Source organism: Bdellovibrio sp. HCB185ZH (assembly GCF_047302455.1).
Classification (GTDB): Bacteria; Bdellovibrionota; Bdellovibrionia; order Bdellovibrionales; family Bdellovibrionaceae; genus Bdellovibrio.
Window position 1 is genome coordinate 2,638,814 of sequence record NZ_CP178624.1, and the last position, 23,947, is coordinate 2,662,760.

Genomic DNA, 23,947 nt, shown 5'->3' on the forward strand with positions numbered 1-23,947 from the left:
ATTTAGTGACTAAGGATGTTCTGAAAGCAACAATTAATCTGAATGAAAGTAGTGAATAAGACCATTCTGTTTATTTCTTTGGGGTTTATTTTGGCTGTAGGCGCTGCGAGCCATCGCTATTTTTACTTCATTTCTCAAGACAAAGCCTGTCTCTTAGAGAAAATTCAGTACTCCCAACAACTATGCTCACCATCGGGAGAAAAATCGGACTGGGATCTTATGCCGGGTTTGGTTGTGATTCGTGTGCCCGCGTTGAATGCAAACGCCGAAGCTTACCTTTTTAAGAAAGAAATTTCAGACGTTTCATGGGTTCAAAATCCGGGTTGGTTCGGCTTTAAATATAATTGCATTCTGGATCGTGTGGCAGTGATTCAGAATAACCGCTGCCAGTTCTTATAGTTATTTACGGGTGAAAATAAATCCCAAGTCCGAAATTCTGCGAAGCTCATACTTTTCGTGAATAGTCTTAACAAAACCCTCTGGTAATTTAAAATTTGTCCAAGCTAGACTCTCGCTTGGATACTCAGTCAGGAGTAAAGTGTCATAGTGGTCAAAACTCTTTTGCCTACTCAGTCGACTATTCATATTGTTTTCAAAGTATGTAAAGTCGGGCGTGAAGCCTAAAAGGGCACAAATCCCAGGTTCATCACAGAAAAGGTTCGTTGCAGAAAATGCTGCCAAATGAGATTTGGTATTTTCCTTGGCTTTTTCAGCGTCAGCCCGAGTTGGCGGCCAAGCTCTGTGATCAAGATAGGTTAACCTTCCTGCCAACCCATGATTTTCAGTATAGGCAGCACACATAAAAATGCCAACGATAACAATAGCCACGATAGATCGACCTGTCGCTTCAGTACCTATTAGTTGCTGAATACTCAAGAACGTCAATATTCCCAATGGAATACTCAAAGTAATAAAGTAGTTGTAGTTAGAACCAGCGCGACCCAGTCCTAAAAGTAGCAGGAAGAATCCGATGGCAATCCATGCAATAAACAAGTTCTTAAGAGATTTTTCAAGTGGCAGAAAGAACAGCGCCGCTAGCGAAAGAATGAAAATATAAAGATGGGACACAAAATAACTGGAAAGCATCTGCGCAAGTCGGGAAAAGTGCCAATCTTGACCTCCAAGTTGGGTCACAGTGTGTTCCCAATAACCCAGTCCAAACACCCATGTGACAACACCTAGTACAGCGCCAACAATTACTAGATAGATCGGACTGGTTTTCAAAGTTTGCATGGGTGCGCGCAACATCTCGAAAGAAAAAACTAAGAGTAATCCTGCAATGATGTTTTGCTTGCAAAAAAATGCGATCATAAAGCAAATCAGCGAGGGAGCTAAGTTAGTTTGACTGGCCTTGAAACTTCGCATGTAAAGAAATATGCCTAATGCCTCAAATAGCGCAGCAAGAATGTCGGCTCGCGCCAGCAAGGACCAATCAAAGACAGCTGTTTGATATAATATTATAGTTATTACCAAGGGAAGATGAATGAGTTGCGCTAAATTAAAATTCGCGAGAATCAGCCAAGCCATCACTGCAATAAGGAGAGCGGAAATAATGGATAGCACTCTTCCGCTCGATAAAGCACTGGCCACATCGTGACTGAAAGTGGATACCAGACCTAAATGAACAAACGGATATCCGGTGATATTTCCTTGTTCAAAATTCTCATCAGAATATAAAACGCGTGGACTTTCGCTGGCTCTCCATTTTTCCACAAAGGAAATCGTCGTTCCCTCAGCATAGTCACGATTCAAGCCATACTGCACTTCTTGGACCGCCGTGAACAAATAGCTCGCGATAAAAAATGCCGGAATAACATAGTAAAAGACGATCTTAAACGCGACTCCAAATTTCTTCATTCATTAAAGCTAGCATGATTAAAATCCCTATGGCAAAGTGGATAACATGCTTCTATCAGTCGTACTTACTAATTTGAATGAGGGCGCTACCATTGTTGAGTTCATCTCAAGATGTGCGGGAGCTTTAAATAAACTTAAGCAAGACTTCGACATCGATGGTGAGATGATCTTCGTCGACGATCATTCTAAAGATTTTTCTCCGCACCTTATCAAAGAAGCTATTCAAAACGATAAACGCGTTCGCCTGTTACAAATGACTCGTCAAATGGGTCGGGATATTTGCTTTTTTGCCGGGCTTAAGGTGGCCAAAGGGGATCTTGTCATCACGATGGATTCTGATTTGCAGGACCCACCAGAATTGTTCGAAGAACTGGTGAAACTTTGGAAATCCACGCAAGCTGATGTGGTGAATACTCACATGGTGGAACGACATGGCGAGACGCTTTACAAGCGCTTCATGCTAAAACTTTCTTATAGAATTTTAGCGAAATCATATCCATTTAAATATTCAGTTGATTGTGGAAACTTTAAACTTCTCACGCGACGTGCGGTTAATGAAATTCTGAAGTCTGGGGAAGTTGATCCTTACTTTAGAGCGTACACGGACTGGATCGGTTTAAAACAAGCTTATCTTCCGTTCCAAAGACAGCCGCGATTTGCCGGAGAGACGAATTTCTCATTGGGCGGTCCTCGTAGTTACTTGGAATTTTTTAGAGCATGGACGCATTTTTCTTATTTCCCACTGCACCTGCCGTTTTTCATGGGTTCCGTATTTTTAGTAAGTGCTTTGTGGAGTGCTATTTCAGTTTTCAGAAATTTTAATCAAAACAGTCTGCTGCTTACGATTGTGAGCGTGGGTTTCTCAGCTCTCTTTTATATTGTCTGGCTCTTTGGCTTCTACATCCGCCAAGTACACAGCGCGACTCGAAACCGCCCTCATTATATCGTGAACGAACAAGTGAATATAGAAGGTCACTGACCTTCTATTCCGAATTTGCGATAGACCTTATAACCAGCTCCTTCATCAAAAACAGGAAGGTCTTTAAGTTCTGATTTATCAAATTGCAGATACACGCCCGTTAAATCTTTAAATCTTCCCGAAGTTTCATAGTCTGAGTAGCTGCCATCGTCTCTTGAAATAACGAGAAGTGGTTTCTTAAATGTTAAATCGCGAGGTTTACGAAGCATTTCCATTCTAAAAATAGTTTCGCGATTATTCCGAAGCCCCAAAGTCCATGAATAAAAATCCCACCATGCCATTACGGGAATTGAAGTAAACATCGGTACCGGATGATTGTGGCGACTATCGATTATCGCCACATAGTTTTTTGGTGTTTCGGCTTGAAGCTTGTCAGCCAGGGCCATTTCCTCTCGAGTCGCCAGCGGGTAAATTTCCGTCCACTCTTTCAATGACGGTAAAGCGCAGATGATGCAAAACACAGGCAACCACTTTTTAAAGGGAAAAAACTCAACGATAAGAACTGTGCACAAGAACATCATGATCAAGGTATTCTTGATATTGTCATACTCGTTGATTTGCCACTGAAAGAGTAGGTGGAGAGTAGTTAAGATCAAAATAATCGCGAGCTCGAGATAGCGTTTTTTGACAATCCCAAAATAAATTCCCAAGAGATAGACGACGCCTCCGTAAGTTGGCCAAAACATCCAGGGACTGATCGCAAAACGCTCTTGTGTCCAGTTCGGTCTAAAGATCGGGTAACCCATCGTTGCCTCACTCCACAGGTAGTGCTTGAACGTCAGAATAATAGCAAGACTGGTAATCGCCCAGGCGATGGATTCAACCGGAATTTTTCGCTTTTTTATAAAGATCGCGATCGAAAAAACAGTCGCAAGGACGGCGGTGGACAGCAAAGTATGTGGATGGGTCATACACATAACCAGCGTGATCGAAGTCAGCTTGAACCAAGTCATCGCGCGTGTTTTCAAATTCGGCACACTCTGACTTGTTAAAAAATCGCTAAATATATCATAAACGACCAAAAGCAGAGAAAATGTGATCAGAAGGCTGCGGTTAGGACTGAATGTGTTTAACCACAGTTGTGGTTGTGTTCCTTCTCCCGTTGGCATGCTTGCGAAAAGAAATAGAAAAAGTACCGCTGCCATCGAGTTATTGGAGAAGCTTCTTTTCTTAAGAAATCGGTATGTGCAGTAAAAAAATAATATCGTAAAAAGAACTGAAGGAATAAGAAATGCAGCCTTAAACGGCAGGCCTAATCTTAGGAGTAATCCGGATGGAACATCTGCCCAGAATGGATAGGTGTTGCGCGCGCCATATACGAACGGATTGTGGGTGTACCATTCGATGAACGACTGATAATGCACTTTCGAAGCTTGCGCAAAGTGGACGGGCCAATCGATATAATTGGAAATTCCACGGGCCCACAAAATGTCTTGTTCCCAGAACATACTGACGGGCCAATACACCACGACGAGCAAGAATATAATGCAATATAATAACATGATTAATTATTGCACAAAGCTCTGTTTATCCAAATAATATTTTTGGAGTAATTTTGGATATATTATTTTTAAATCCACCTATATCTGAACACGTCTATCAAAACTTGAGTGGCGGTGTCGCTACACTGGAAATGCCAGTGTGGATGGGGATGCTCACGGCCTCGATGAAAACACTCGGGCATTCGGCAGACCAGGTGGATTGTGCAGCGGAAAGTCTGACCGTCGCGCAAACGTATGATCGCATTTCCAATCTCCGTCCTCGTTTGATTTGTATTGTCGTTTATGGACAACATCCTTCAGCATCCACTCAAGCAATGTTCGGAGCAAGCTATCTTTGTACAGAGTTAAAGAAACTTGATCCGCAATTAAAAATCATAATGCTCGGTGGGCATATCTCGGCTTTGCCACTGCGAACGATGCAAGACGAGGTTTGTGATTATGTTTGCGAGGGCGAAGGGCCGAAAACCCTGGATGCTTTATTACAAGCAAATCTAAAAGACCTCAATTCGCTTAAAAAAGTACCCGGCTTGTGGTTTCGCGAAGACGGAAATATTCAACACAATCCGACGGCTTCACTTATTGAACAAAATCAATTGCACGTTGTGTTTCCTGAGGTTGATTTACAATCACTTCCGACGGGAAACTATAAAGCTCCCAACTGGCATTGCTTTGATCACATCGAAGATCGTCAGCCTTACGCGACTGTGTACACAAGTTTGGGCTGTCCGTTTCGTTGCAGTTTTTGCTGCATCAGTGCGCCCTTCGGAAAACAGGGCACATTCCGCTATTGGCAGCCAGAACATATTATTAAGCAATTTGATGTCTTTGCCTCCATGGGAGTAAAAAATATTAAAATCGCCGACGAGATGTTCGTTCTTAAAGAAGAACATTTCCTAAAGATCGCGGACCTGCTTATTGAAAGAAAATATAATTTCAATATTTGGGTTTTCGGACGAATAGATACAGTGAAGCCACAACACGTGGAGAAGCTAAAAAAAGCCGGCATTAACTGGATCGTTCTGGGTATCGAAGCCTTTGATCAAACTGTAAGAACGGGTGTGAACAAAGGTCGTTATACTGAAAACGATATTTTTGAAAAAACCAAAATGCTTAAAGACGGCGGAATCCACGTTCATGGGAATTTTGTCTTTGGACTTCCCGATGACACTTTAGAGACCATGCAAAGAAGTCTGGATTTGGCGGTAGAGCTAAATCTTGAAACCGCAAATTTCTATTCTGCTATGGCCTATCCCGGCTCTGAACTTTATCGCGAAGCCGTTCGTAATAATATTGAACTGCCAGAAAACTGGTTGGGTTACAGTCAGCATTCTTATGACTGTAAGCCTTTACCAACAAAGCATATTAGCTCGGCTGAAGTTCTGACCTTCCGTGATCAGGCTTGGAGCATATATCACCACAGTCCTGCTTATTTGAATCTGATTAAATCCAAGTTCGGTCCAAAAACTTTCGAATACATAGAGAATCTGAAAAAGATAAAACTAAGCCGCAAGTACTCTCTCGATAAGGTCTTGGCGAAGGCTTCTTATGAATAACTTTCGTTGGCCTCTAATACAGAATAATATCACAGATGGTGATAAAACCGCACTGGTTAAGCACATCATGACTTCTGATCGCTTCACTCAAGGTGAAAAGGTAAAGAAATTCGAACAAGAGTGGTCAAAGTGGTTGGGTGTTAAGCACAGTATATTCGTCAGTTCAGGTTCCGCAGCAAACTTTCTGACACTATCTGCACTTAGAGATATGGCTGGTGTGGGAGAAGTTATCGTTCCGCCGTTAACCTGGGTGTCTGATATCGTTTCGGTGATTGAAAATGGATTTACACCCGTATTTGTAGATATCAATCCAGAAACATTAGCTCTTGATTATGAAGGCGTAAAAAAAGCTATCACCAAGAATACCAAAGCCGTATTTCTGACGCACATTCTGGGTCTGAATGGTTTAAATGTCCAATTCCTCGACTTATTAAAAAAGCAGAAGATACCTTTAATCGAGGATGCTTGCGAGTCCCACGGCGCAAAGATGGGTAGCAAAAAAGTGGGAAGCATTGGGTTTGCCTCGAACTTTTCATTCTATTACGGCCATCACATGACCACCGTCGAAGGTGGCATGGTATGTACGAATGATCCCGAATTCGCACAACTTGTTCGAATTAAAAGAGGCCACGGGCTTTTGCGCGAGTCCACTGATTCTGCTCATTTACAAAAGCATTTAAATAATTCAAAACAGGTCTATAAAGAATTTGATTTTCCGGTTGTGGGTTTTAATTTTCGCAACAATGAATTGGGTGCCGTTTTAGGTTTAAATCAATTAAAGCGTCTGGATAAAAACAACGCGCAAAGAACTCTGCGACTGCAAAGGTTTCTAAAAGGCCTAGATAAGAAAACTTACTTTACGCAGTATCACACTAAAGGCAGTTCAAGCTATGCGTTGTTACTGCAGATCCGTTCCGAGAAAAGCTCCTTAAAGTCCCAAGTGGAAAAAGTGCTTTCAGATTTGGGCGTTGAGTATCGGAGAGGAATGTCAGGCGGCGGTAATCAGCTTCGCCAAGGCTTTTTAAAAACGAGAGGGATTGATATCGATCCTACGAAATATGTGAATACTGAACAAATCCATCAGAATGGATTTTACATCGGAAACTTTCCGTCCTTACCCATGAAATGGATTGATCAGCTCTGCAAAGCGCTGAACGAGGTGGCAAAATGATGACCCATAGTGAACTTAAAAAACTCGCCCACGACACACGCACGGAAGTGCTGGAAATGTGTATTGAGGCCGGAACGGGACACGTGACATCTTCGATGTCAGCCGTTGAAATATTAATCAGCCTTTATTTCGGCGGTCTCGCAAATGTAAATCCTTTAGAGCCAAAGTGGTCCGGCCGCGATCGTGTGATCATCAGCAAAGGTCAGTGCAGTCCCTTGATCTACAGTGTCTTATCCAGTAAAGGATTTTTTCCCAAAGACTGGCTTCAAGGTTTTGCGCAAAAAAATGGAAACTTTGGCGTGCACTTGCAAAACAGTGTTCCTGGCGTTGAACTGACGACCGGAGCTTTAGGTCACGGCTTGGGAGTTGCCGCTGGCGTGGCTCTCGCAGCTAAAATGAATCGTGATTTGCACATGGTTTATTGTCTTCTGGGTGATGGCGAGTTGTACGAAGGTTCCATCTGGGAATCGGCGATGTTCGCGGCTCACAATCAGCTAAATAATTTAGTTGTGATCGTAGATCGTAATTTTATGGCGACCACTGATTTCACAGAAAATATGGTGGCTCTTGAGCCGCTTGATAAAAAGTTTGAATCCTTTGGCTTTAACGTCATAACGGTCAACGGCCATAGCATGGAAGCTCTTATCAACAGCATGCAGGGCTTGCGCAGCCGCAAGTATCGCCAGCCTACAGTGATCATTGCCGAGACAACTAAGGGAGCGGGCATTCAATCGATGTCACATATTCCAGTGCTGCACGGAGTTCCACCTCAAGGCCCAAAAGGAATTGACCAAGCCCGTAAGGATCTTGCGAAAGGAATCATCTAATGTCGCAATCTGAAATGTCACAGCGAGATGCTTTTCTTTCTGAACTTTACGAACGCGGTAAAATCGATCGCGACGTCGTTTTGATTTCTGCCGACATGGGAGCTCCCGCGCTAGATTTAATCCGGCGCAATTTACCAGGCCAATTTTATAATGCAGGAATTTCTGAACAAAACGCAATTCTTGTGGCGTCCGGCTTAGCTCTCGAAGGCAAGAAAGCCTTTACGTTTGCCATCGCCTCTTTCATCACCGTGAACTGTCTGGAAAAAATCCGCGTGCAAATGTCGATCATGAAGCTTCCTGTACAAATCATAGGCGTTGGCGGAGGATTTAGTTATGCAGACTCCGGTCCCACTCATCACGGCATTGAGGACGTCGCTGTGATGCGTGCATTTCCAAATATCGAAATTCTGAATATTTCTAGCTCCCTCAATGCTGAAGCCGCGGCCAAATACGTGTTAGAGCACCCTAAAACTCCACGCTACATTCGCTTGGATCGTGAAGTGCTGCCGCATGTTCCAGGCGAATCGGAAATGAACTTCACAACGGGTTTCAGATACATCAGAAAAACCAGATCACTAAAGGCCCTATTGGCGACCGGGAACCTTGTCGCGAAAATCCCAGAGATCATGAAGTCGAATAAAGAGCTTAATATCATCGAGGTTGCAAGGCTTGATAAAGTCCACGAAAGCTTGCGCAAAGAGCTTCAGCAGTTCACTCATGTGATTTGTCTTGAAGAGCACTTTAAAAACGGTGGACTAGGTACTTTGATCGCCGAGACAGTGGTGGATTGGAACTTAAATTGTGCAGTGAAACGCATGGCGCTTAGTATGGATAGTGGTTACTCCTATAAATACGGCGGCCGCGAGGTTTTAAGAAACGATCTGGGACTGAATATCGCTGAATTCTTTGAAGAAGTGATGGCATGAAGGTTTTAATCACCGGTGCCGCTGGCTACAAAGGAACTCAACTTGTCGATCTGATGCTAGCAGCAGGTCACGAGATCTTTGCACTGGATGACTTTCGCTATAATCAAAAAGTTTTTCAGGGCCACCTTAGAAACAAAAAATTTCATATAAAGAAAACCGATGCCAGAAACCACTCTGCCTATCAAGAGTGGTTGCAACAAGCAGATGCATTTATCCCTCTGGCTTGTTTAACCGGCGCTCCGGTGTGTGAAAAGTTCCCCGATCTCGCAACCGCAATTAACCATCAAGCCATTGTTGACGCATTGAAGCTGCTATCAAAGAATCAGTCTGTTTTATTTCCCATGACTAACAGTGGTTATGGTGTTGGCGGAGAAGCTCATTGTGATGAGACAAGCCCTTTGAAGCCTTTATCTCATTATGCGAGATTGAAAGTAGAAACAGAAAAAGCCGTTTTTGATCATGGTAATTCCGTTTCGTTCCGCTTTGCGACCCTTTTCGGAGCAAGCTATCGCATGCGCTATGATCTTCTGGTGAATGATTTCATGTGGAAGGCGCAGACAGATAAAGAGATACATTTGTTTGAAGGCCATTTTCGCAGAAACTTCCTGCATGTGGCAGACGGCGCCAGAGTTTATCAGCATGCTTTAGAAAATTGGAATAGCCTTAAGAACGAAATATATAATGTCGGTTTAACTTCTGCAAATATGACAAAGTTTGAGCTTTGTCGTGAAATAACGAAGGTCGTCCCTGATCTTAAAATCACCGCGAATAATCAAATGAAAGATCCTGATAAAAGAGATTACGTAATTTCTAATCGCAAAATAGAAGCCACGGGCTTTAACTGCAAATACACTCTTCAAGACGGCCTTAAGGAATTAAAAGACATTTTTATCTTGGGCCGTACGGCTGAAGATTCAAATCAATAGAGAATGTTATAAATCTTCAGGGCTGAACCAAAGCTCTTTGCGATCAAATGGAACGGACGAAGGTAAATAGGGGTTAGGGATTTTTATTAGGACTCTTTTGTTTAAATCTAATTCACGGATTACTTTTGAATAGTGCTTATCAAATATCTTGCGATACGTGCCACTTTTAATCATGAATCTTAAGCCTTCTTCCACACGACGTGCCATCAATTGTCCATCTGCTGAATCCTGGAACCAGAAATAAGTTGGAAGTGGATAGTAAAGTAAAACATGATCATCTATGACCAAGTTGGGATAAAGTTTTTTGAATTGGCGATGTTCTTCAAGAACTTCCACCACGCCCCTCGGAAATATCTGAAATTTTCCAGCGCTTAAAGATTTAAATAGGTCGTCGTACTTCTCTTCGGTGAGAACGTTAAAACCAGAATTCTTTAAGATTGAAATATCACCCCAGCCAGCTCCCTGTCCGACTTTGAACGTAAGGAGTTTCGTTAAAGAATCCACCTTGGATAGTTGCGCTTTGTTTTTTCTGTCAATTAACAGTACTCGGTATCCAATCAGATTGCGATCGATCGGAATTTTTACGGAGTTCAATTCAGTTTCAAAGACCTTATTGGTCTCTCGAATCATAATGTTTAATTTAGCGCTGCCTTTTCTCATTTCGGCAAGTTGCTGATCTTCGGTGAGGACCTCCGAGGGGGTTAAGGTATAGGGCCCGAATTTCTTCGTTGTCAGATCAAGCGCAGCTTTGAGAATTTCCCAGTGATACTTATAACGAAAATCATGATCTGACTCAGGAGCATGATAAACAAATCGCATAACGGCAAAGCTGTTATGTCCCGCTATTAAAATGCTTATAAGAATTAAAACTTTGATTAAATTCATACGTTTTACCTTGAGTTCGAATAAAATACTGTGTCCTATTTTGTGAGGGGCGTAAAACAAAAAATATTTCAACACGAAGGAGTGGATGTGGAAACAAATGAAATGTACCGGGGGCGTTTAATTGATCATATTCAGTTGGTAGTGAAAGATCTTGAAGCCTCTAAAAAGTTCTATTTGCCGATCTTTGAAACATTACAAATTCCCGTCGGGGGACAAGGTCCCGACTTCTTTTGGGTAGATGAGCTATTCATATCCTCAAAGGACAGTAAAGCCGCCGCAGGCGAGTTAACAGGCCGTACTCATCTTGCATTCCAAGCAAAAGACCGCGCCATGGTCGATCGCTTTTATGAAGTAGCGATGAAGGCCGGAGGCAAAGACAACGGTAAACCCGGCGAGCGCCCCTATCACCCAGGCTACTACGGAGCCTTCGTGATTGATCCCGACGGCAACAACATCGAAGCCGTCTTCCACGGCCCAGCCAAAAAATCCGCCGAAGCCGTCAAAATCAGCTGGTAAAAAGGCGCCGTTTTTTGCTAGACGCCGCAGCATTTCTAGCATTCAAGCAAAAAAAAAGCCCCGGGTTTCCCCAGGGCTTTTGAATTCTAAATCTTAAAAATTCTAATTACATCGAAAGAGCTTTTTTCAAGTTCTCATCAAGTTTGTTCAAGAACGGCTCAGTGTTCATGTATTTATCTGCAGGCACTTTATCGCCATAGATACAAACCGCAAGGTCCTTAGTCATGAAGCCGGCTTCAACAGTTTCTACGCAAACTTTTTCCAAAGTTTGAGCGAATGTCACAAGCTCTTTATTGCCATCCAAGTTTCCACGGTGCTCAAGGCCACGAGTCCAAGCAAAGATAGAAGCGATTGGATTTGTAGACGTTGGTTTACCTTGTTGATGTTGACGGTAGTGACGAGTCACTGTTCCGTGCGCAGCTTCTGCTTCCATTGTTTTACCATCTGGAGTTACAAGAACTGAAGTCATCAAGCCAAGGGAACCGAAACCTTGGGCCACTGTATCTGATTGAACGTCGCCATCGTAGTTCTTACAAGCCCATACGAAGTTACCATTCCATTTCAAAGCAGATGCAACCATGTCATCGATCAAACGATGTTCGTAAGTGATGCCAGCAGCTTCAAATTTAGCTTTGAATTCTTTTTGGTAGATTTCTTCGAAGATGTCTTTGAAACGACCATCGTACTTCTTCAAAATTGTGTTTTTCGTTGAAAGGTACAAAGGCCATTTTTTAGAAAGTGCTTGGTTGAAGCAAGAGTGTGCAAAACCTTTGATAGACTCATCAGTGTTGTACATAGTCAATGCAACGCCATCGCCTTTGAAGTTGTAAACTTCATGAGTGATCGTTTCGCCACCGTTTTCAGGTTGGAAAGTCACAGTCAATTTACCTTTACCTTTAGTCACGAAATCTGTTGCGCGGTATTGGTCACCGAATGCGTGACGGCCGATACAGATTGGCGCTGTCCAGTTAGGAACCAAGCGAGGAACGTTTTTGCAGATGATTGGTTCGCGGAAAACAGTACCATCAAGAATGTTACGGATAGTGCCGTTTGGTGATTTCCACATTTGTTTCAAGTTGAATTCTTTAACGCGTGCTTCGTCTGGAGTGATCGTCGCGCATTTGATACCAACGTTGTACTTTTTGATCGCTTCAGCAGAATCAACAGTTACTTGGTCGTTAGTAGCATCACGATGTTCCATGCCCAAATCGAAATACTTGATGTCGATTTCTAGGTAAGGAAGGATCAATTTTTCTTTGATGAATTTCCAGATGATACGAGTCATTTCGTCGCCGTCGAGTTCAACAACGGGATTTGCAACTTTGATTTTTTTCATGAGTTGTCCTTGTGGAAGGTTAATAAGCCCTAGGAATATAGATCAGGGGCGGACCTCATGACAAAGGATAGAGTGCGTTATGCTTCGCGGCAGGTGGGGATTTGGACGCAAAAAAGCCCCGGAATCTCTTCAGGGGCTCTGTGATGAAAACTAATTTGTCGCAGGAAGCAGGGCCAGAGAGCTTTTGCCATCGGCAGACGTCAAAACCAGGCAGTTTCCTTTAAAGCTAAAATGGAAATCCACCGGCTCAACACGCGCTTGGCAAGTCAGTTTGTAACCTTCACGTTGCAACACATTTTCATTCAGCGCGCTATCCATAAGGCTCATCGAGTTCATGCTCAACACGATTCTGGAAGTTGCAGAAGCATTCACTGGAACGCCATCGAAAGTACAAGTGTTAGTGATGCGGATGTATTCGCGAGAGATAGAATAAGATTTTACGAACTTTGTGTTACCGATACCTTGTTGATAGTACCAGTTGCCGATGATGTTTTTTGCGCCCGTGCTGTCGCCACATTTGCTGTAATCTGTTTCATTGATAATTTTATCTGGAGCTTTATTTTCATCAAGATCTTCAACGGGCTTACAGGCCGTAACAGCCAAACCCAGCAACAATACCGTCAACAGCAATTTCATAATTCCATCCTTGGTTAAAATTCGTTCTTTAAAAGCTTTCCCGACCCAAGGACAGTCCGTCAATAAAAAAGGAGAGCATAGCGCCCTCCCTAAAAATTATCGGATATAAATCGGATATTTTAACCGAGCTTCAAGTTCTTGAAGATTCGGTTGAACAACTTCTGCTGGAGCATAAGGTTGAACGCGTCGTTTTAATTCCGGTCCCTGTAAGATCCATTCTAAAATGGCGAGCATAAATCCAGGTGTGCGATACACCAAATACAGGAGGAAGCTCATTACATGACCGGCCTTTACTACGCTTTCAACATACACATCCGCAGAAGAATCCACGAGTCTTAATAAGACTCGCTGGTTTCGGTATTTCCATACCGCTTGTTTACGCAATAACGCGTTCATAATTCCTCCTGTGTGGATAATGCTCGCCAAAGCGCAGATCCAAAGGCCGCGGACCAAAGCTCTGACGAGAGTTTGTTAAACACTCCGGATTTCCGGAATGAGTTTTGAAAAAAAATATAAGTTTGCGAAACGATGACTAAGTCAGCGCGCGCAGGATTTTTAAAATTTAGTGAGAATGAGAATCGTGATAGTTACCTTAAAAGACTGTGCAATCGGAAGCCATCTCGGTCGTAATCCCGGAGTGGGAATGAATATTTTTTGAATTAATCATCAGTTGCATGATGGCCTCCTTTCAATAGAGTGAATCCAATATCTCAATTTGGCTTAACAAAGTAAACTAATATTTATGAAATAAAGTTAGTTTTCAGAGAGGAGACTAGTTCCATGTTGGAACTCACACTTAAGATGGATTTATCGACCACGCGATTTTTTCTAACGCTTCGACTTCTTCGGCCCAGTATCTGTAAGTGTTAAACTCTGGAAAAATTCTTGGGAAACTTGGATCCACCCAACGTTTCGCAATCCACCCAGCATAAGAAATAATACGAAGTCCACGCAGCATAGGAATCCATGACCATTGATGATCCGGAAACTCGCGCAGCTCTTCGTAACCAGAGATGATTAAATCTTTTTCTTCACCAAATGTTTCCTGATCGCCGGACAATAGCATCCAGAAATCCTGAACCACCGGACCATTTACAAAATCATCAAAGTCGACCAGGAAAAACTGCGTTCCATTGTTCAGCAAATTTCCCTTATGACAATCCCCATGAATGCGAATGAATTCAGACGGATCAAAGTTATCATCAATTGCATACAAAATGTCTTCAGCCGCTGCATTGTAACGACCGCGCAGTTCCGGAGTGACCCAGTTCTGCAAATTGTCCAACGTTTCCCAGCCACCATAATAACTTGTATCAAGCACGGGACGGTTCGGAGCTTTCTTGCGAGCGCCCACATTGTGAACCTGCGCCATCAGTCTGCCGACTTTGCGATAATCATCTCCCAAAAATTCCTGAGGCATGCGCCCTAAGACTTTCGGAAAGAACGAAACATACATTCCGTCCACTTCAGAAACCGTGGAATCATGCCCTTGAAAAAGGGGAGCAACAGCAGGGATGCCTTCATTTCTTAGTGACAATAAAAATTCATGCTCCTCCAAAATCGCTTCTTTGCTCCAGCGATTGGGGCGATAGAATTTGGCAATAACATTTTTGCTTTGTGAGTTTGGCTCGACCGGTTCCTCGAGTTTGATATCAAACACGCGGTTTTCATAAGAGTTAAGCTGCGCAAATTCGCCAGTCGGATAAAAGCCGGCGTTCTCTGCAGCTTGCAGAACTTTATCGGGATCCAAATTATAAAACGAAGAATTATTATCCATGGGAATTAGATTGCCACTTTTCTTGGCTTAAGTCATTCTCCTTTCCTATGAGTGGGTCGATTGAACTTTTTGATTTTGCTAACTGGGCGGTGGAGCTTCACCGTAAGCCTTTTCGCAGGTCATTATCGATTTACCTGTATCCCAATCGTCCCATCAAAGTGGTGACTAACAAAATCACCTCGCAAAAGACAGTGCTTGATTTCCTGGCCGCTAAGCGCGAATGGATCGAAAAGAACTTTATCAAGTTTGACGCCATGGCCGAGCTTTACCCTAAGAAAACCATCAAAGCGGGCGAGAAGTTTCCCTTCCTGGGAGTGGAACGCGAACTTAAGGTAGTCATCACTTTGGGGAAAAAATCCTTTGTCTCGCTCAGTGATGAGCAATTGTTTTTGCATATCCCAAAAGATCAGTGGGAAGCAAATACCTCCCTTGAACATCATCCTAAAGCCATTGCCGAATTCAGGGCGTTTTATAAACGTGAAGCGATTAAATTGCTCAGCCAGAAAGTGAATCACTGGGCGAACATCATGAAGCTTTATCCTTCGCAGTTAAAGTTCCGAGAGCAGAAAACCCGCTGGGGGAGCTGCTCTTCCAGGAAAGTCTTAAATCTAAATTGGCGTTTGATCGTTTTTAGTGAAGAAGTGATGGACTATGTGGTGGTGCACGAACTCGCACATCTAAAACACATGGATCATTCCCCGAAATTCTGGGGAGTGGTGGAAGAGTTCATTCCGGATTATCCAAGAATTGTGAAGACCCTTAAGTCTTCACAAAATCTAACTGACTTTTTATCACAGCGATCTTAAACGATCGCGTTCTTACCTTTGCGCATCCATTTAAGAGCCAGCAATGATCCCATATAACCCACACATGCACCAAAGATCGCATCACTTAAAAAGTGGTCTTGAATCATAATACGAGTCGCGCAAGCCAGAACGGCAATAGTTAGCCACAACCATTTCCATTTAGGAAATGCCAATGTGAATAAAACCGCTGCCGTAAACATCACTTGGGAGTGACCTGATGAAAAAGAATGCCAGTGCCAGTGAGTGGTGAAGTGATCAAAAACAAAGGGATCACCAATCGGGCTTTTATGAGGGCGCTGACGGCCCACGCAGAATTTGATTACATGAGTGATCGCACCAGAAACCAGCAGCGCCAAAAGCAAATTCAAACCCCAGCGACGGAAGTAATCAAGCTTTGCAGAGTACTTCTTAAGCCCCTCGATTCTTGGGCCAATAAATGCGCAGAAAAGCCATGAAACTATAGCGATGATAAAATAGTGCTCGGATAGACCGATGTTTGTGACCTCGCGAGCAAGGGGTCTCCAGAACTGATGCGCCCAAGGAGTTCCAAATAGCACAGCAAGTTTTTGGTCGAATAAGAATGCAGCCGCAGCAGCTAAAGCCAAGCCTCCCACAGTTACTTTCAGGAGGTGGTGTCGTAATAGCCTCGAATCATTCATCAGGGAGCTTAAATTATAAACAGGCATGTAATTCCTTCTCAAACCCATCATAGGATACGTGTGTATTGCAATACAAGCCCGTAGAGGAGTGACAAAACTTGGCCTGAGCCTTGCTATTGCTGGTCCTATCAAAACTCGTGACTGAAAAAACTTGGAGGTTTTCAATGTTGCAAAAACATACTCTGATTACTGCGGCTTTGCTCGCAACGCTAGGCCTTACTGCCTGCAACAAAGACAAAACAGTAGGTGCACCACCGCCAACACAAACTTCTACGGGCCAGGTCGAAGATCTTCCGGATCTTGGTGGTGCCGGCACAAATGTTAATCCTTCTGCACCTGTTGGTAAAACGAATGCTCAATCTTCAGGCCCTGATTACGAAATCAATAAAGATGGCGTTATCATGGGGAAACAATATGGCACCAATAACCCTGCAAACGTTGATAGCAATGCTTATGGAAAACGTTTAACGGGTGGTGTTTCTAAAGAAGGTCTTCTTTATACTTCTTCTTCACCAGATGACACATTGGATGTATTGCGTGGTTTGAAGCGCGATCAATTGGGTCTTTCAGCTTCTGTAACTGAAGCTAAATTGAAATTTGAAAGCATCTCCGGTCTTTCTGTAGTTACTTTGCATATCCAGGAAAATGGTTTCGCCCGTGTTTACAACTTGGTTGGTGATTCTGCTTTTGAAGGTGGCAATGAAATCGTAAGACTTCAGTCTGCACGCTCTGGAAACGGAACTAAAACAACGGGTTCAATGCCTATCCGCGGAACTTTGCAATGCTTGGATCTTGATGGCAAATGCGAAACTACTTTGGTGAAAATTGATTTGGGCTGGTCAGGTTCTGCTAGCCACATCGATATCGTATTTCGTCAATCTTATGCAGATCTTTTCTTTAAAATGTCTCGTGGTACTGGTAACCCAGAATACGATTTCATCAAAGAAATGGCTGTTAACACATTCCGCACACACACGGGTTCGAACCGCGTTGAATCTTCCAAAATGAGTTCATGGGAAGTTGTTAACGGTCGTGCAGGTTTCACAGTGGTTCTTAGAACTTTTGAAAATCAAATGTTGGCTTTCTCTGGTCCGTTGGTTTCTCCACAATCTGGTAACTCTACAAACGTGACTTTAAAACGTTTGGCAAAAGATCCAAATGACGACGACGATTTCGCAAGCAACGTAAACTTGTCTTATCAAAACATGATTAGCGAAGCACGTTTGACAGCGAACAATGGTTTAGGCCAACTTCGCTTGGTATTTAAAATGAGAAAATACGGTACTTACAAACAAGACGTATTCGCGATTACTTTCATGAGAAGATCTAAACCAGTAATCGATTTGAATGATTACCAAGATCAACAAGAGGATCATGGTAACGACAATGGTAACCAAAACCCAGGTGGCGGTTACGAAGATGGTGGCAGCGACGATTTGCCATCAGTTGAATAAACCCAAAATACAAATAAAGGATCCCCCTTTGTTTGCCCAAGTGCCACAGACTCCAAGCTGTGGCCCTTTTTTTATCCCAATCCGCCTGCCGGACATTCGTGAATGTGTGAAACACTGTTCTAGTGAGCATTTTGGGAGCTTAGTGACACCGAATAAATTGGTATAACGCTTGCTTTATAGCCTCCTCGCAGATTCTAATTGATCCAAAGGGGGACGAAATGGCTCTACAACAGCAGATTTTATTCTTGGCGATTTCCATGACGATGATGGTTGGACCACAAGTCGTTGAAGCGCAACAAAGACAACATCAAGGCCCAAGAAATGGTGGCTACGATAAACCACTTCCTCTTCCAGATGAAGATCTTCCTTATCCAGGTGAGCCAAACCAACCAGGTCAACCGCCTAAACCACAACCTCAGCCAAGACCAGAACCAGGACCGCGCCCGAAACCAGCGCCACGTCCACTTCCTCCACGTCCAGCGCCAGAGCGTCCACCAGCGACAACTCCAGTGCAACCTCCGCAGTATCCTGGTCAACCTTATCCAGGTAATGGCGGTAACGGCGGTTACAATTCAGAACAAAAAGTCATTTACATCCAACGTCGCGTGTTCAATGAACGCTTCAATTTGTTTGCTCTTGCGGGAGTGAACCAACGTTATGTCGGTTGCACAGTGACTTCGGTAGATGTGCAAGTGTTAGGTTCTGATATTCGCACGCAAATGGGTTTCATCATTAACGGTCAAGTGGATCAATGGGTGAACTCTCCTCAACGTTTCGTCAGCTTCGTTCCTCGTTTCCCGGCAGTTATTGGAAATGGCGTTCGTCTGATGGAAGTTGAAGTTCGTGGTATGTCAGATATCGCAACGATCGCAATCAACATCAGTTGCCAAGGCAATGGCGGCGGCGGGGGAGTCGAACAACCCGGCCAAGGTTTCCCAGTTAACTTGGGAATCAATCGCCGTATGATCGGTAATGACCGTTTGGATTTAGCACCGTACTTTAACTGGCAACAATATCGCGGCTATCGCCTGGTAGCAGTGCAGTTTGATGCGAACTCTTTGCAGAATGTTTCTTTCCTGGATTTTGCAATCAACGGAGTTTTCCAAACACAACGTGTGCAAGTGGGTCCTTGGAATCAAAACTACACGATCAATCCACATAACGCGGTGATTGGTCAGGGCGCTGAAAGTTTGGTTTTCTACAGTCAGGGGCAGTTGGATATTCGCAATGTGACGTTGTGGCTTGAAAAATGTGATGGTCCGCAACCACCACCTCCACCAAGACCGCGCCCGCGCTAGTTGGTTTCAAATAATATGTTCTCTATCAAGGGGTTTTCCTAAAAAGGAAAGCCCCTTTTTTATGCCGCGCGAAAACATGGGGTGAGATAATTGGAATCCCCTTGTTTTGAAGCTCCAACTGCGTTCAACTATTTAGGCGCAAAGGAGCGATTTCTATGCAACACAATCAACCTGAGTTCGGCAAAGGCAAAGAAATTTCAACAACTTCGCTGGTTCCACCAGTATTGTCTGATTACATGAACTACCGCGAATATTTGGCGGACTATTATCAGTACAAACGCAAAGCTTCTAAGAGCTCTTTGCGCCAATATAACTACGCAGTTTTCTCGGCAGCAGCGAATATCAAATCGCCAAATTATTTGAAAATGATCATCGAAGGAAAGCGCAACCTTTCTGAAGACATGATCGGCAAATTTGGTAAAGCGCTGGGTTTTAATAAAGAACAAACTGAAGAGTTCCGTTTGCTTGTGAACTTTACGCAAGCAACAGATCCTGCAGATCGTAATATCTTCCTGAAAAAAATGTCAGAGCACCGTGTGGGTGTGAAACTTAAAACAGGGGAGATCGATCGCAAATCTTTCGAAAAAGTTCCGAACTGGGTTGCCTGGATCGTTTACGCCATGGTGGATCAAGAAGGTGTTTCGTTCGACACAGCTTCTTTGAAAGCTCTTTTGCGCGGTAAAGCTTCTGACGATGAAATTGAAAACTCTTTGGCAGCATTGATCGCTTCCGGTGAACTTCGTCGTGACGAAAAAACGGGCGAGATCAAAAAAGCTCGCTCCCTGACTGAATCTCCTGAAGACATTCCAGTGGCGCTTGTTCGTAAGCTTCAATCGCAATTGATGTACTTGGGTCTTGAGTCTATTTATCAAGATCAACCCACGGATCGCGAATTCGGAACTTTGACGATGTCTTTGACGAAAGCAGAGTTTGAAGAAATCAAATTTAAACTTCGCCAGATGAGAAAAGGTTTGAATAAAGACAACTCTATCGCTCGTATGAAATCAAAAGGCGAAAGAGTGTACCAATTGAACATTCAATTGTTCCCGGTAACGAATGCGGTTGATGGAGTGGGTACTCACGCACATTCTCCGATCGTTCAAAGCGCTTTGGATGTGCATTTGGCTGAATCTGTGATGGAAGCTGCGGCTCCTTCGGCAGAGGCGGTAGCGAAAGCGGAAGCGGTTCTTGCGCAGGCTTCTGAAGCAGCGGTTGTTGCGACGGCAGCGAAGGTTCAAAGTCCGGCACCAGCGGTTCCAGCAGCACCTACAGCTGCGAAAGTTCAAACAACGGTAACTCCGGCAGCAACGGCAACAGCGAAAACGGACGTGAACAAAGCACCTACAAACGTAAGTTCTTTGGCTTCAGCAGCAGCATCAGCGGCAGAACTTTTCCGCTAAATTTTGAATCAAAATATTGAATCGAATAGGGGGCTTTTTGCCCCCTTTTTTTGTCCTTTTTTGGGTGAATTTGCCCAGTTTCCAAGCATGTCAGAAAATGCGAATCCATTTCGCGAAAATTTAAGAATCTTAAATTTCGAATCGAAAAATCACCATTTTTTCAGCATCTCTGTGGATAAGTCTGTGGAAGACCCCTATAAATGGTGGATATCTGGACCTTTTACCGGGTGAATTGTCATGCTTACGTTAGCGTACTGTTAATCTCGTGTAACATAAATTGCTTAAAAACACAGCGATGACGTGGTGAATTGCCTATTGTTTTATGTTCATCGCTCACACACTATGTCCGATCGTTTTGCGGAGATTTGGGTCTTCGAAAAGCTGAGAAGCGAATCGAAAATCTGTGCTACAATAAACGAGTTATGTTGATCACACATTGGGGGCGTACTGGCTTCGACGTGGGTGCTGAAACATAAGGAGCATACCGGGGCGGATGAGGACCTCGATAAAAACGTCCATTTTGTAATTGGCAACGATTACGCACTTGCAGCTTAATTAATCTGCACGATCAACCTTGAGGTGGTTCCGCTCTTGGATTGATCGTCATTTAGGGACCTCGGCGTGTTGGGTTTTCTCCAGCAGACTCGCTTAAATTTACTGGGGGAGAGGTCTTAGGGATTTTGTCTGTGGAAGCCCGAGGACCAATCTAAAACACTGACTAAGTATGTAGCGCCTTATCGCGGATCACTTGCGGACGGGGGTTCAATTCCCCCCGCCTCCACCATTTCTCTTCAAATACGCCCTAATCTATATGGTTTGGGCGTCTCAGTTTGAGATTACCCCCGTCTCGTAGACAGGGAAGACGGGGGCGAGAATTTAGGCCCAGTCTCTTTTTGCCGATATATTCGGAAGGAGACTTCTTATGGGCTGGCGCCTTAAACCCAATAAATCTAGAACCAGTTGGTCTTTGCATCACATCGTTGATAAGGGCAAAGACAAGAACGGAAAGAAACTTCGACCTGCCCGAGTTCTTGCAGATAGCGAAATCAAAGCGCATGGTTTTGATCCAAATTGGTCATATGAAGCTGCTCTAAAATATTATCGAAATACTTTTCAGGCGGAACAATCAAAGAAGCGTGAAGCTGAAAAGATGGCGAAGGCCAAAGCTCGCATCAACGATGCTGCCGTTGTTAAATCAGCCTTCCTTCCCGACGATCTCGTTCAAGAGTTTTACCAATACCTGGTTGATAGATTTGCTCATCCCAAAACGGGTGAGTTACCTGATAACTATGATAGCTTTTGGCGAGGGACTCAAAATCTCATAGCGGAGGTTCAGTTGGAGCCATGGAATTACTCGATGTATCCCAATAAGATCTATTCTTATGCCGTTAAGCATCAGTACAGCCCGAGCTGGTTTAAAAAGATTCTGAAGTTCGTGAACCTATGGGGATTCTACGTTTGCAACAAAAGGCAGAAGGCATTTCTGCCTGTACCTCCACTTGAAGGTCAGTGGAGAAATCTTGTTAATGAATCTTATTTAGAAGTTAAAAAAGATGGAGCAGAGAGTGACCCGTTAACTTTTGAAATCCTTGAAAGTATACCGTTTACCGAAGACGAAAGTGATTCTGAAAAAATGAAGGGGCGTCATTGGCGTTATATGTACTGCTGTCTAGCCTTGGGCTTGCGCCCTTCTGAGTTGGACAGAATTCTCACAGACAAGAAAAACCGAGTTCATGAAATCACTCGTCCAGATAAAAATGGGATACAATTTCTGAAAGTTTTCCAGCAAAAGCTAATTCATTTAGAGCCGAAAGATAGATGGAAATCAATTCCAATTCTCTATGATCAGCAAGTGCTCGCAATTGAGTTTCTAAGGTCTTCTATTGCTCGACCACTTACCAAGACGATTCATAATTTTGTAGGACCTCGCTTTGGTAATTACGCGGGCAGGAAGGGCTTTTTAGACTGGCTGCTATCTATGGGACAGAAATTTGAAAACATATCTATGTATTTAGGCCACACCTCCTTGGATCGAAGTTTGCGTTCGTACAAAAAGAAGGGTGTAGTTTATTACGACGTGCCCGAGAAGAAAAAGGGCCGTGCCCGCCTGAAATCAGCATAAGTCAGATAATTGTAAGCCTGGTACAACGGAAATTGCCCAGGCTTACAAAACAAAGTCCCGGGTCTTCAACAATTAATATCCGCGGATGAAATTTTTGATAGGATGTAAATCAAGCTTTAGGTTTGTAGTGCATCCCAAAGATCCGCTTCAGAAATGATTGATACTCTCTGACCTTTTCTGCGCAATTGAACTGCTTCTTCGATCTTTCTTCCATAACATGCATGAGTCCAGGCGCGATTTGGCTCAGCACACACGACTAGATAATCTAGTTTTAAAGTTACACGTGAACTAGTAATTCCTTTTTTTTCCGTAATAGCTTTCTCGATCTCGGATCTGCCGGTTCGAGGAGAAACGCCTGTTATGCAGAAACTTCGGTTTTCAAATTGCACTTCAGGATCGATCTCCCATTGAAAGAAGGGGCTATTTTTGAGCGCAGATTCTTGGTCAGTCCATCGAAATGCCGAGACTAAGAAATTTTTCTCCTGATCAGTCATAGATCGTCTTGTGCCGATCTGGCAGACTATGGAATAGATTTCGTCGAATGGAAAGAGTCCCTTCAAATCTTCATTATCATTTAACCACTTCCACAAGTGAGTAAATTCAATGGCATTAATTTCAGAGTCTGCGGCTATTCCAGAGAGAAGTCCAAGCAGAGTTTGCATTTTCTGCGTACTTTCATCGTAGTAAGACGAAAGGTTTTTCTCAATCATCCACTTAATATCTTTTGCTTCTTCTATGCTGAGCACATCATCTGCAAGCGCTTCTGCCAAGTAATCGAAAACTGACCCTACAGCTGGATGCATATTTAGGAATTTATATTCTTCGATCCAATCAAGAATAGATGCTCGCTCTAGGTCGTTGATTTTGGAGTCACAGATCACTCCTTCGATTATTCCCTTCAAAGTTGTCAACGCTGTTGAGGCTGCTGCATTTCCGTGAAGATAGGTTTCTTGATGCTTTCGATTCGTACGCATAGATCCTCCACCCCAACCATCGGTATTCAAAAACCAAATTAGAGGCCAATTTGGTTTTGTTTAAACAACCTAAAAATTTCTTGGCCAAAAGTCTAAACAACCATCGTTTAGTCTTACCCAATTGGAGCGCTCTTCATTCGTCCAGTATACAAAATTAGGTCTTATTTATTTTCTTTAAAACCCGATATCAAATTAGGGAGTTATGAATGCAACCAAGTTTACTCAACACAGTAGGTACGGCTTTTCAGCACGCGGAGCCCGTTACAATTGTCATCATAAGCATAATCACAATCCTATTTTGCTTACTGACTTCAATTTTAGTTCGTGGATACCGTCACTTCTA

At 43.4% G+C, this 23,947-nt stretch carries 22 protein-coding genes and 1 other RNA gene; 14 read left to right on the forward strand and 9 right to left on the reverse strand.

Annotated features, from left to right (window positions below; all coding sequences use genetic code 11):
* Positions 1-42 precede the first annotated feature (42 nt).
* Positions 43-399 (forward strand): hypothetical protein, encoded by a 357-nt coding sequence (locus tag ACLSU7_RS12920; RefSeq protein WP_413292298.1) that lies wholly within the window; start codon positions 43-45, stop codon positions 397-399.
* On the opposite strand, the gene ACLSU7_RS12925 is transcribed toward ACLSU7_RS12920, so the two are convergent.
* Entirely contained in the window at positions 400-1,857 is a 1,458-nt protein-coding gene (locus ACLSU7_RS12925) for a hypothetical protein (protein WP_413292299.1), read from the reverse strand.
* Positions 1,858-1,903: 46 nt separating this feature from the next.
* Between ACLSU7_RS12925 and ACLSU7_RS12930 the strand changes: the two genes are divergently transcribed.
* On the forward strand, positions 1,904-2,836 hold the full coding sequence (locus tag ACLSU7_RS12930; protein ID WP_413292300.1) for a glycosyltransferase: 933 nt from the start codon (positions 1,904-1,906) through the stop codon (positions 2,834-2,836).
* On the opposite strand, the gene ACLSU7_RS12935 is transcribed toward ACLSU7_RS12930, so the two are convergent.
* A complete protein-coding gene (locus tag ACLSU7_RS12935; protein WP_413292301.1) occupies positions 2,830-4,338 on the reverse strand; it encodes a hypothetical protein in 1,509 nt (502 codons plus the stop codon). The genes ACLSU7_RS12930 and ACLSU7_RS12935 overlap by 7 nt on opposite strands.
* 53 nt (positions 4,339-4,391) lie before the next feature.
* On the opposite strand from ACLSU7_RS12935, the gene ACLSU7_RS12940 reads away from it, so the two are divergent.
* The 5 genes from ACLSU7_RS12940 to ACLSU7_RS12960 are packed head-to-tail and all read left to right on the forward strand — an operon-like array spanning position 4,392 to position 9,741.
* Positions 4,392-5,891 carry a B12-binding domain-containing radical SAM protein gene (locus ACLSU7_RS12940; protein ID WP_413292302.1) on the forward strand — a complete coding sequence of 500 codons (1,500 nt, stop codon included), beginning with the start codon at positions 4,392-4,394 and terminating at the stop codon, positions 5,889-5,891.
* Positions 5,884-7,062 carry a DegT/DnrJ/EryC1/StrS family aminotransferase gene (locus tag ACLSU7_RS12945; protein WP_413292303.1) on the forward strand — a complete coding sequence of 393 codons (1,179 nt, stop codon included), beginning with the start codon at positions 5,884-5,886 and terminating at the stop codon, positions 7,060-7,062. The genes ACLSU7_RS12940 and ACLSU7_RS12945 overlap by 8 nt, the downstream gene beginning before the upstream one ends.
* On the forward strand, positions 7,059-7,889 hold the full coding sequence (locus tag ACLSU7_RS12950) for a transketolase (RefSeq protein WP_413292305.1): 831 nt from the start codon (positions 7,059-7,061) through the stop codon (positions 7,887-7,889). Before ACLSU7_RS12945 ends, ACLSU7_RS12950 begins: the two co-directional genes overlap by 4 nt.
* Positions 7,889-8,815 (forward strand): transketolase family protein, encoded by a 927-nt coding sequence (locus ACLSU7_RS12955; protein WP_413292306.1) that lies wholly within the window; start codon positions 7,889-7,891, stop codon positions 8,813-8,815. The genes ACLSU7_RS12950 and ACLSU7_RS12955 overlap by 1 nt, the downstream gene beginning before the upstream one ends.
* Positions 8,812-9,741: an NAD-dependent epimerase/dehydratase family protein gene (locus ACLSU7_RS12960; RefSeq protein ID WP_413292307.1), complete on the forward strand. Its 930-nt coding sequence runs from the start codon at positions 8,812-8,814 to the stop codon at positions 9,739-9,741. Before ACLSU7_RS12955 ends, ACLSU7_RS12960 begins: the two co-directional genes overlap by 4 nt.
* 6 nt (positions 9,742-9,747) lie before the next feature.
* Here the strand turns inward: ACLSU7_RS12960 and ACLSU7_RS12965 are convergent, their stop codons facing one another.
* Positions 9,748-10,626: a hypothetical protein gene (locus ACLSU7_RS12965; RefSeq protein ID WP_413292308.1), complete on the reverse strand. Its 879-nt coding sequence runs from the start codon at positions 10,624-10,626 to the stop codon at positions 9,748-9,750.
* An 87-nt stretch (positions 10,627-10,713) separates the two neighbouring features.
* Between ACLSU7_RS12965 and ACLSU7_RS12970 the strand changes: the two genes are divergently transcribed.
* Positions 10,714-11,142, forward strand: a complete 429-nt coding sequence (locus tag ACLSU7_RS12970) for a VOC family protein (RefSeq protein WP_413292309.1) — start codon at positions 10,714-10,716, stop codon at positions 11,140-11,142.
* A 106-nt stretch (positions 11,143-11,248) separates the two neighbouring features.
* Here the strand turns inward: ACLSU7_RS12970 and ACLSU7_RS12975 are convergent, their stop codons facing one another.
* From ACLSU7_RS12975 to ACLSU7_RS12990, 4 genes are all read right to left on the reverse strand, one after another.
* The gene (locus ACLSU7_RS12975) at positions 11,249-12,478 is read right to left on the reverse strand and encodes an isocitrate dehydrogenase (NADP(+)) (protein WP_413292310.1); all 1,230 of its coding nucleotides are present in this window, start codon (positions 12,476-12,478) and stop codon (positions 11,249-11,251) included.
* A 150-nt stretch (positions 12,479-12,628) separates the two neighbouring features.
* Positions 12,629-13,114 carry a hypothetical protein gene (locus ACLSU7_RS12980; protein ID WP_413292311.1) on the reverse strand — a complete coding sequence of 162 codons (486 nt, stop codon included), beginning with the start codon at positions 13,112-13,114 and terminating at the stop codon, positions 12,629-12,631.
* Between the two features lie 96 nt (positions 13,115-13,210).
* Complete coding sequence (locus tag ACLSU7_RS12985) at positions 13,211-13,510, reverse strand: hypothetical protein (protein ID WP_413292312.1); 300 nt, start codon at positions 13,508-13,510, stop codon at positions 13,211-13,213.
* Positions 13,511-13,910: 400 nt separating this feature from the next.
* On the reverse strand, positions 13,911-14,891 hold the full coding sequence (locus ACLSU7_RS12990) for a serine/threonine protein kinase (protein ID WP_413292313.1): 981 nt from the start codon (positions 14,889-14,891) through the stop codon (positions 13,911-13,913).
* A 47-nt stretch (positions 14,892-14,938) separates the two neighbouring features.
* On the opposite strand from ACLSU7_RS12990, the gene ACLSU7_RS12995 reads away from it, so the two are divergent.
* On the forward strand, positions 14,939-15,697 hold the full coding sequence (locus ACLSU7_RS12995; RefSeq protein WP_413292314.1) for a M48 family metallopeptidase: 759 nt from the start codon (positions 14,939-14,941) through the stop codon (positions 15,695-15,697).
* Here the strand turns inward: ACLSU7_RS12995 and ACLSU7_RS13000 are convergent.
* Positions 15,694-16,383, reverse strand: coding sequence for a phosphatase PAP2 family protein (locus ACLSU7_RS13000; protein WP_413292315.1), 690 nt, complete (start codon positions 16,381-16,383; stop codon positions 15,694-15,696). The genes ACLSU7_RS12995 and ACLSU7_RS13000 overlap by 4 nt on opposite strands.
* A gap of 137 nt (positions 16,384-16,520) precedes the next feature.
* On the opposite strand from ACLSU7_RS13000, the gene ACLSU7_RS13005 reads away from it, so the two are divergent.
* The 5 genes from ACLSU7_RS13005 to ACLSU7_RS13025 all read left to right on the forward strand — a co-directional run bounded on the left by ACLSU7_RS13005 (position 16,521) and on the right by ACLSU7_RS13025 (position 22,630).
* Positions 16,521-17,810, forward strand: a complete 1,290-nt coding sequence (locus ACLSU7_RS13005) for a hypothetical protein (RefSeq protein ID WP_413292316.1) — start codon at positions 16,521-16,523, stop codon at positions 17,808-17,810.
* Between the two features lie 218 nt (positions 17,811-18,028).
* Positions 18,029-19,108: a hypothetical protein gene (locus tag ACLSU7_RS13010; RefSeq protein WP_413292317.1), complete on the forward strand. Its 1,080-nt coding sequence runs from the start codon at positions 18,029-18,031 to the stop codon at positions 19,106-19,108.
* A gap of 155 nt (positions 19,109-19,263) precedes the next feature.
* Complete coding sequence (locus ACLSU7_RS13015) at positions 19,264-20,508, forward strand: TIGR02147 family protein (protein WP_413292319.1); 1,245 nt, start codon at positions 19,264-19,266, stop codon at positions 20,506-20,508.
* A 438-nt stretch (positions 20,509-20,946) separates the two neighbouring features.
* Positions 20,947-21,292: a transfer-messenger RNA gene (gene ssrA, locus ACLSU7_RS13020) on the forward strand.
* Between the two features lie 138 nt (positions 21,293-21,430).
* The gene (locus tag ACLSU7_RS13025) at positions 21,431-22,630 is read left to right on the forward strand and encodes a hypothetical protein (protein WP_413292320.1); all 1,200 of its coding nucleotides are present in this window, start codon (positions 21,431-21,433) and stop codon (positions 22,628-22,630) included.
* Positions 22,631-22,746: 116 nt separating this feature from the next.
* Here the strand turns inward: ACLSU7_RS13025 and ACLSU7_RS13030 are convergent, their stop codons facing one another.
* Complete coding sequence (locus tag ACLSU7_RS13030; protein WP_413292321.1) at positions 22,747-23,604, reverse strand: BRCT domain-containing protein; 858 nt, start codon at positions 23,602-23,604, stop codon at positions 22,747-22,749.
* Between the last annotated feature and the right edge of the window lie 343 nt (positions 23,605-23,947).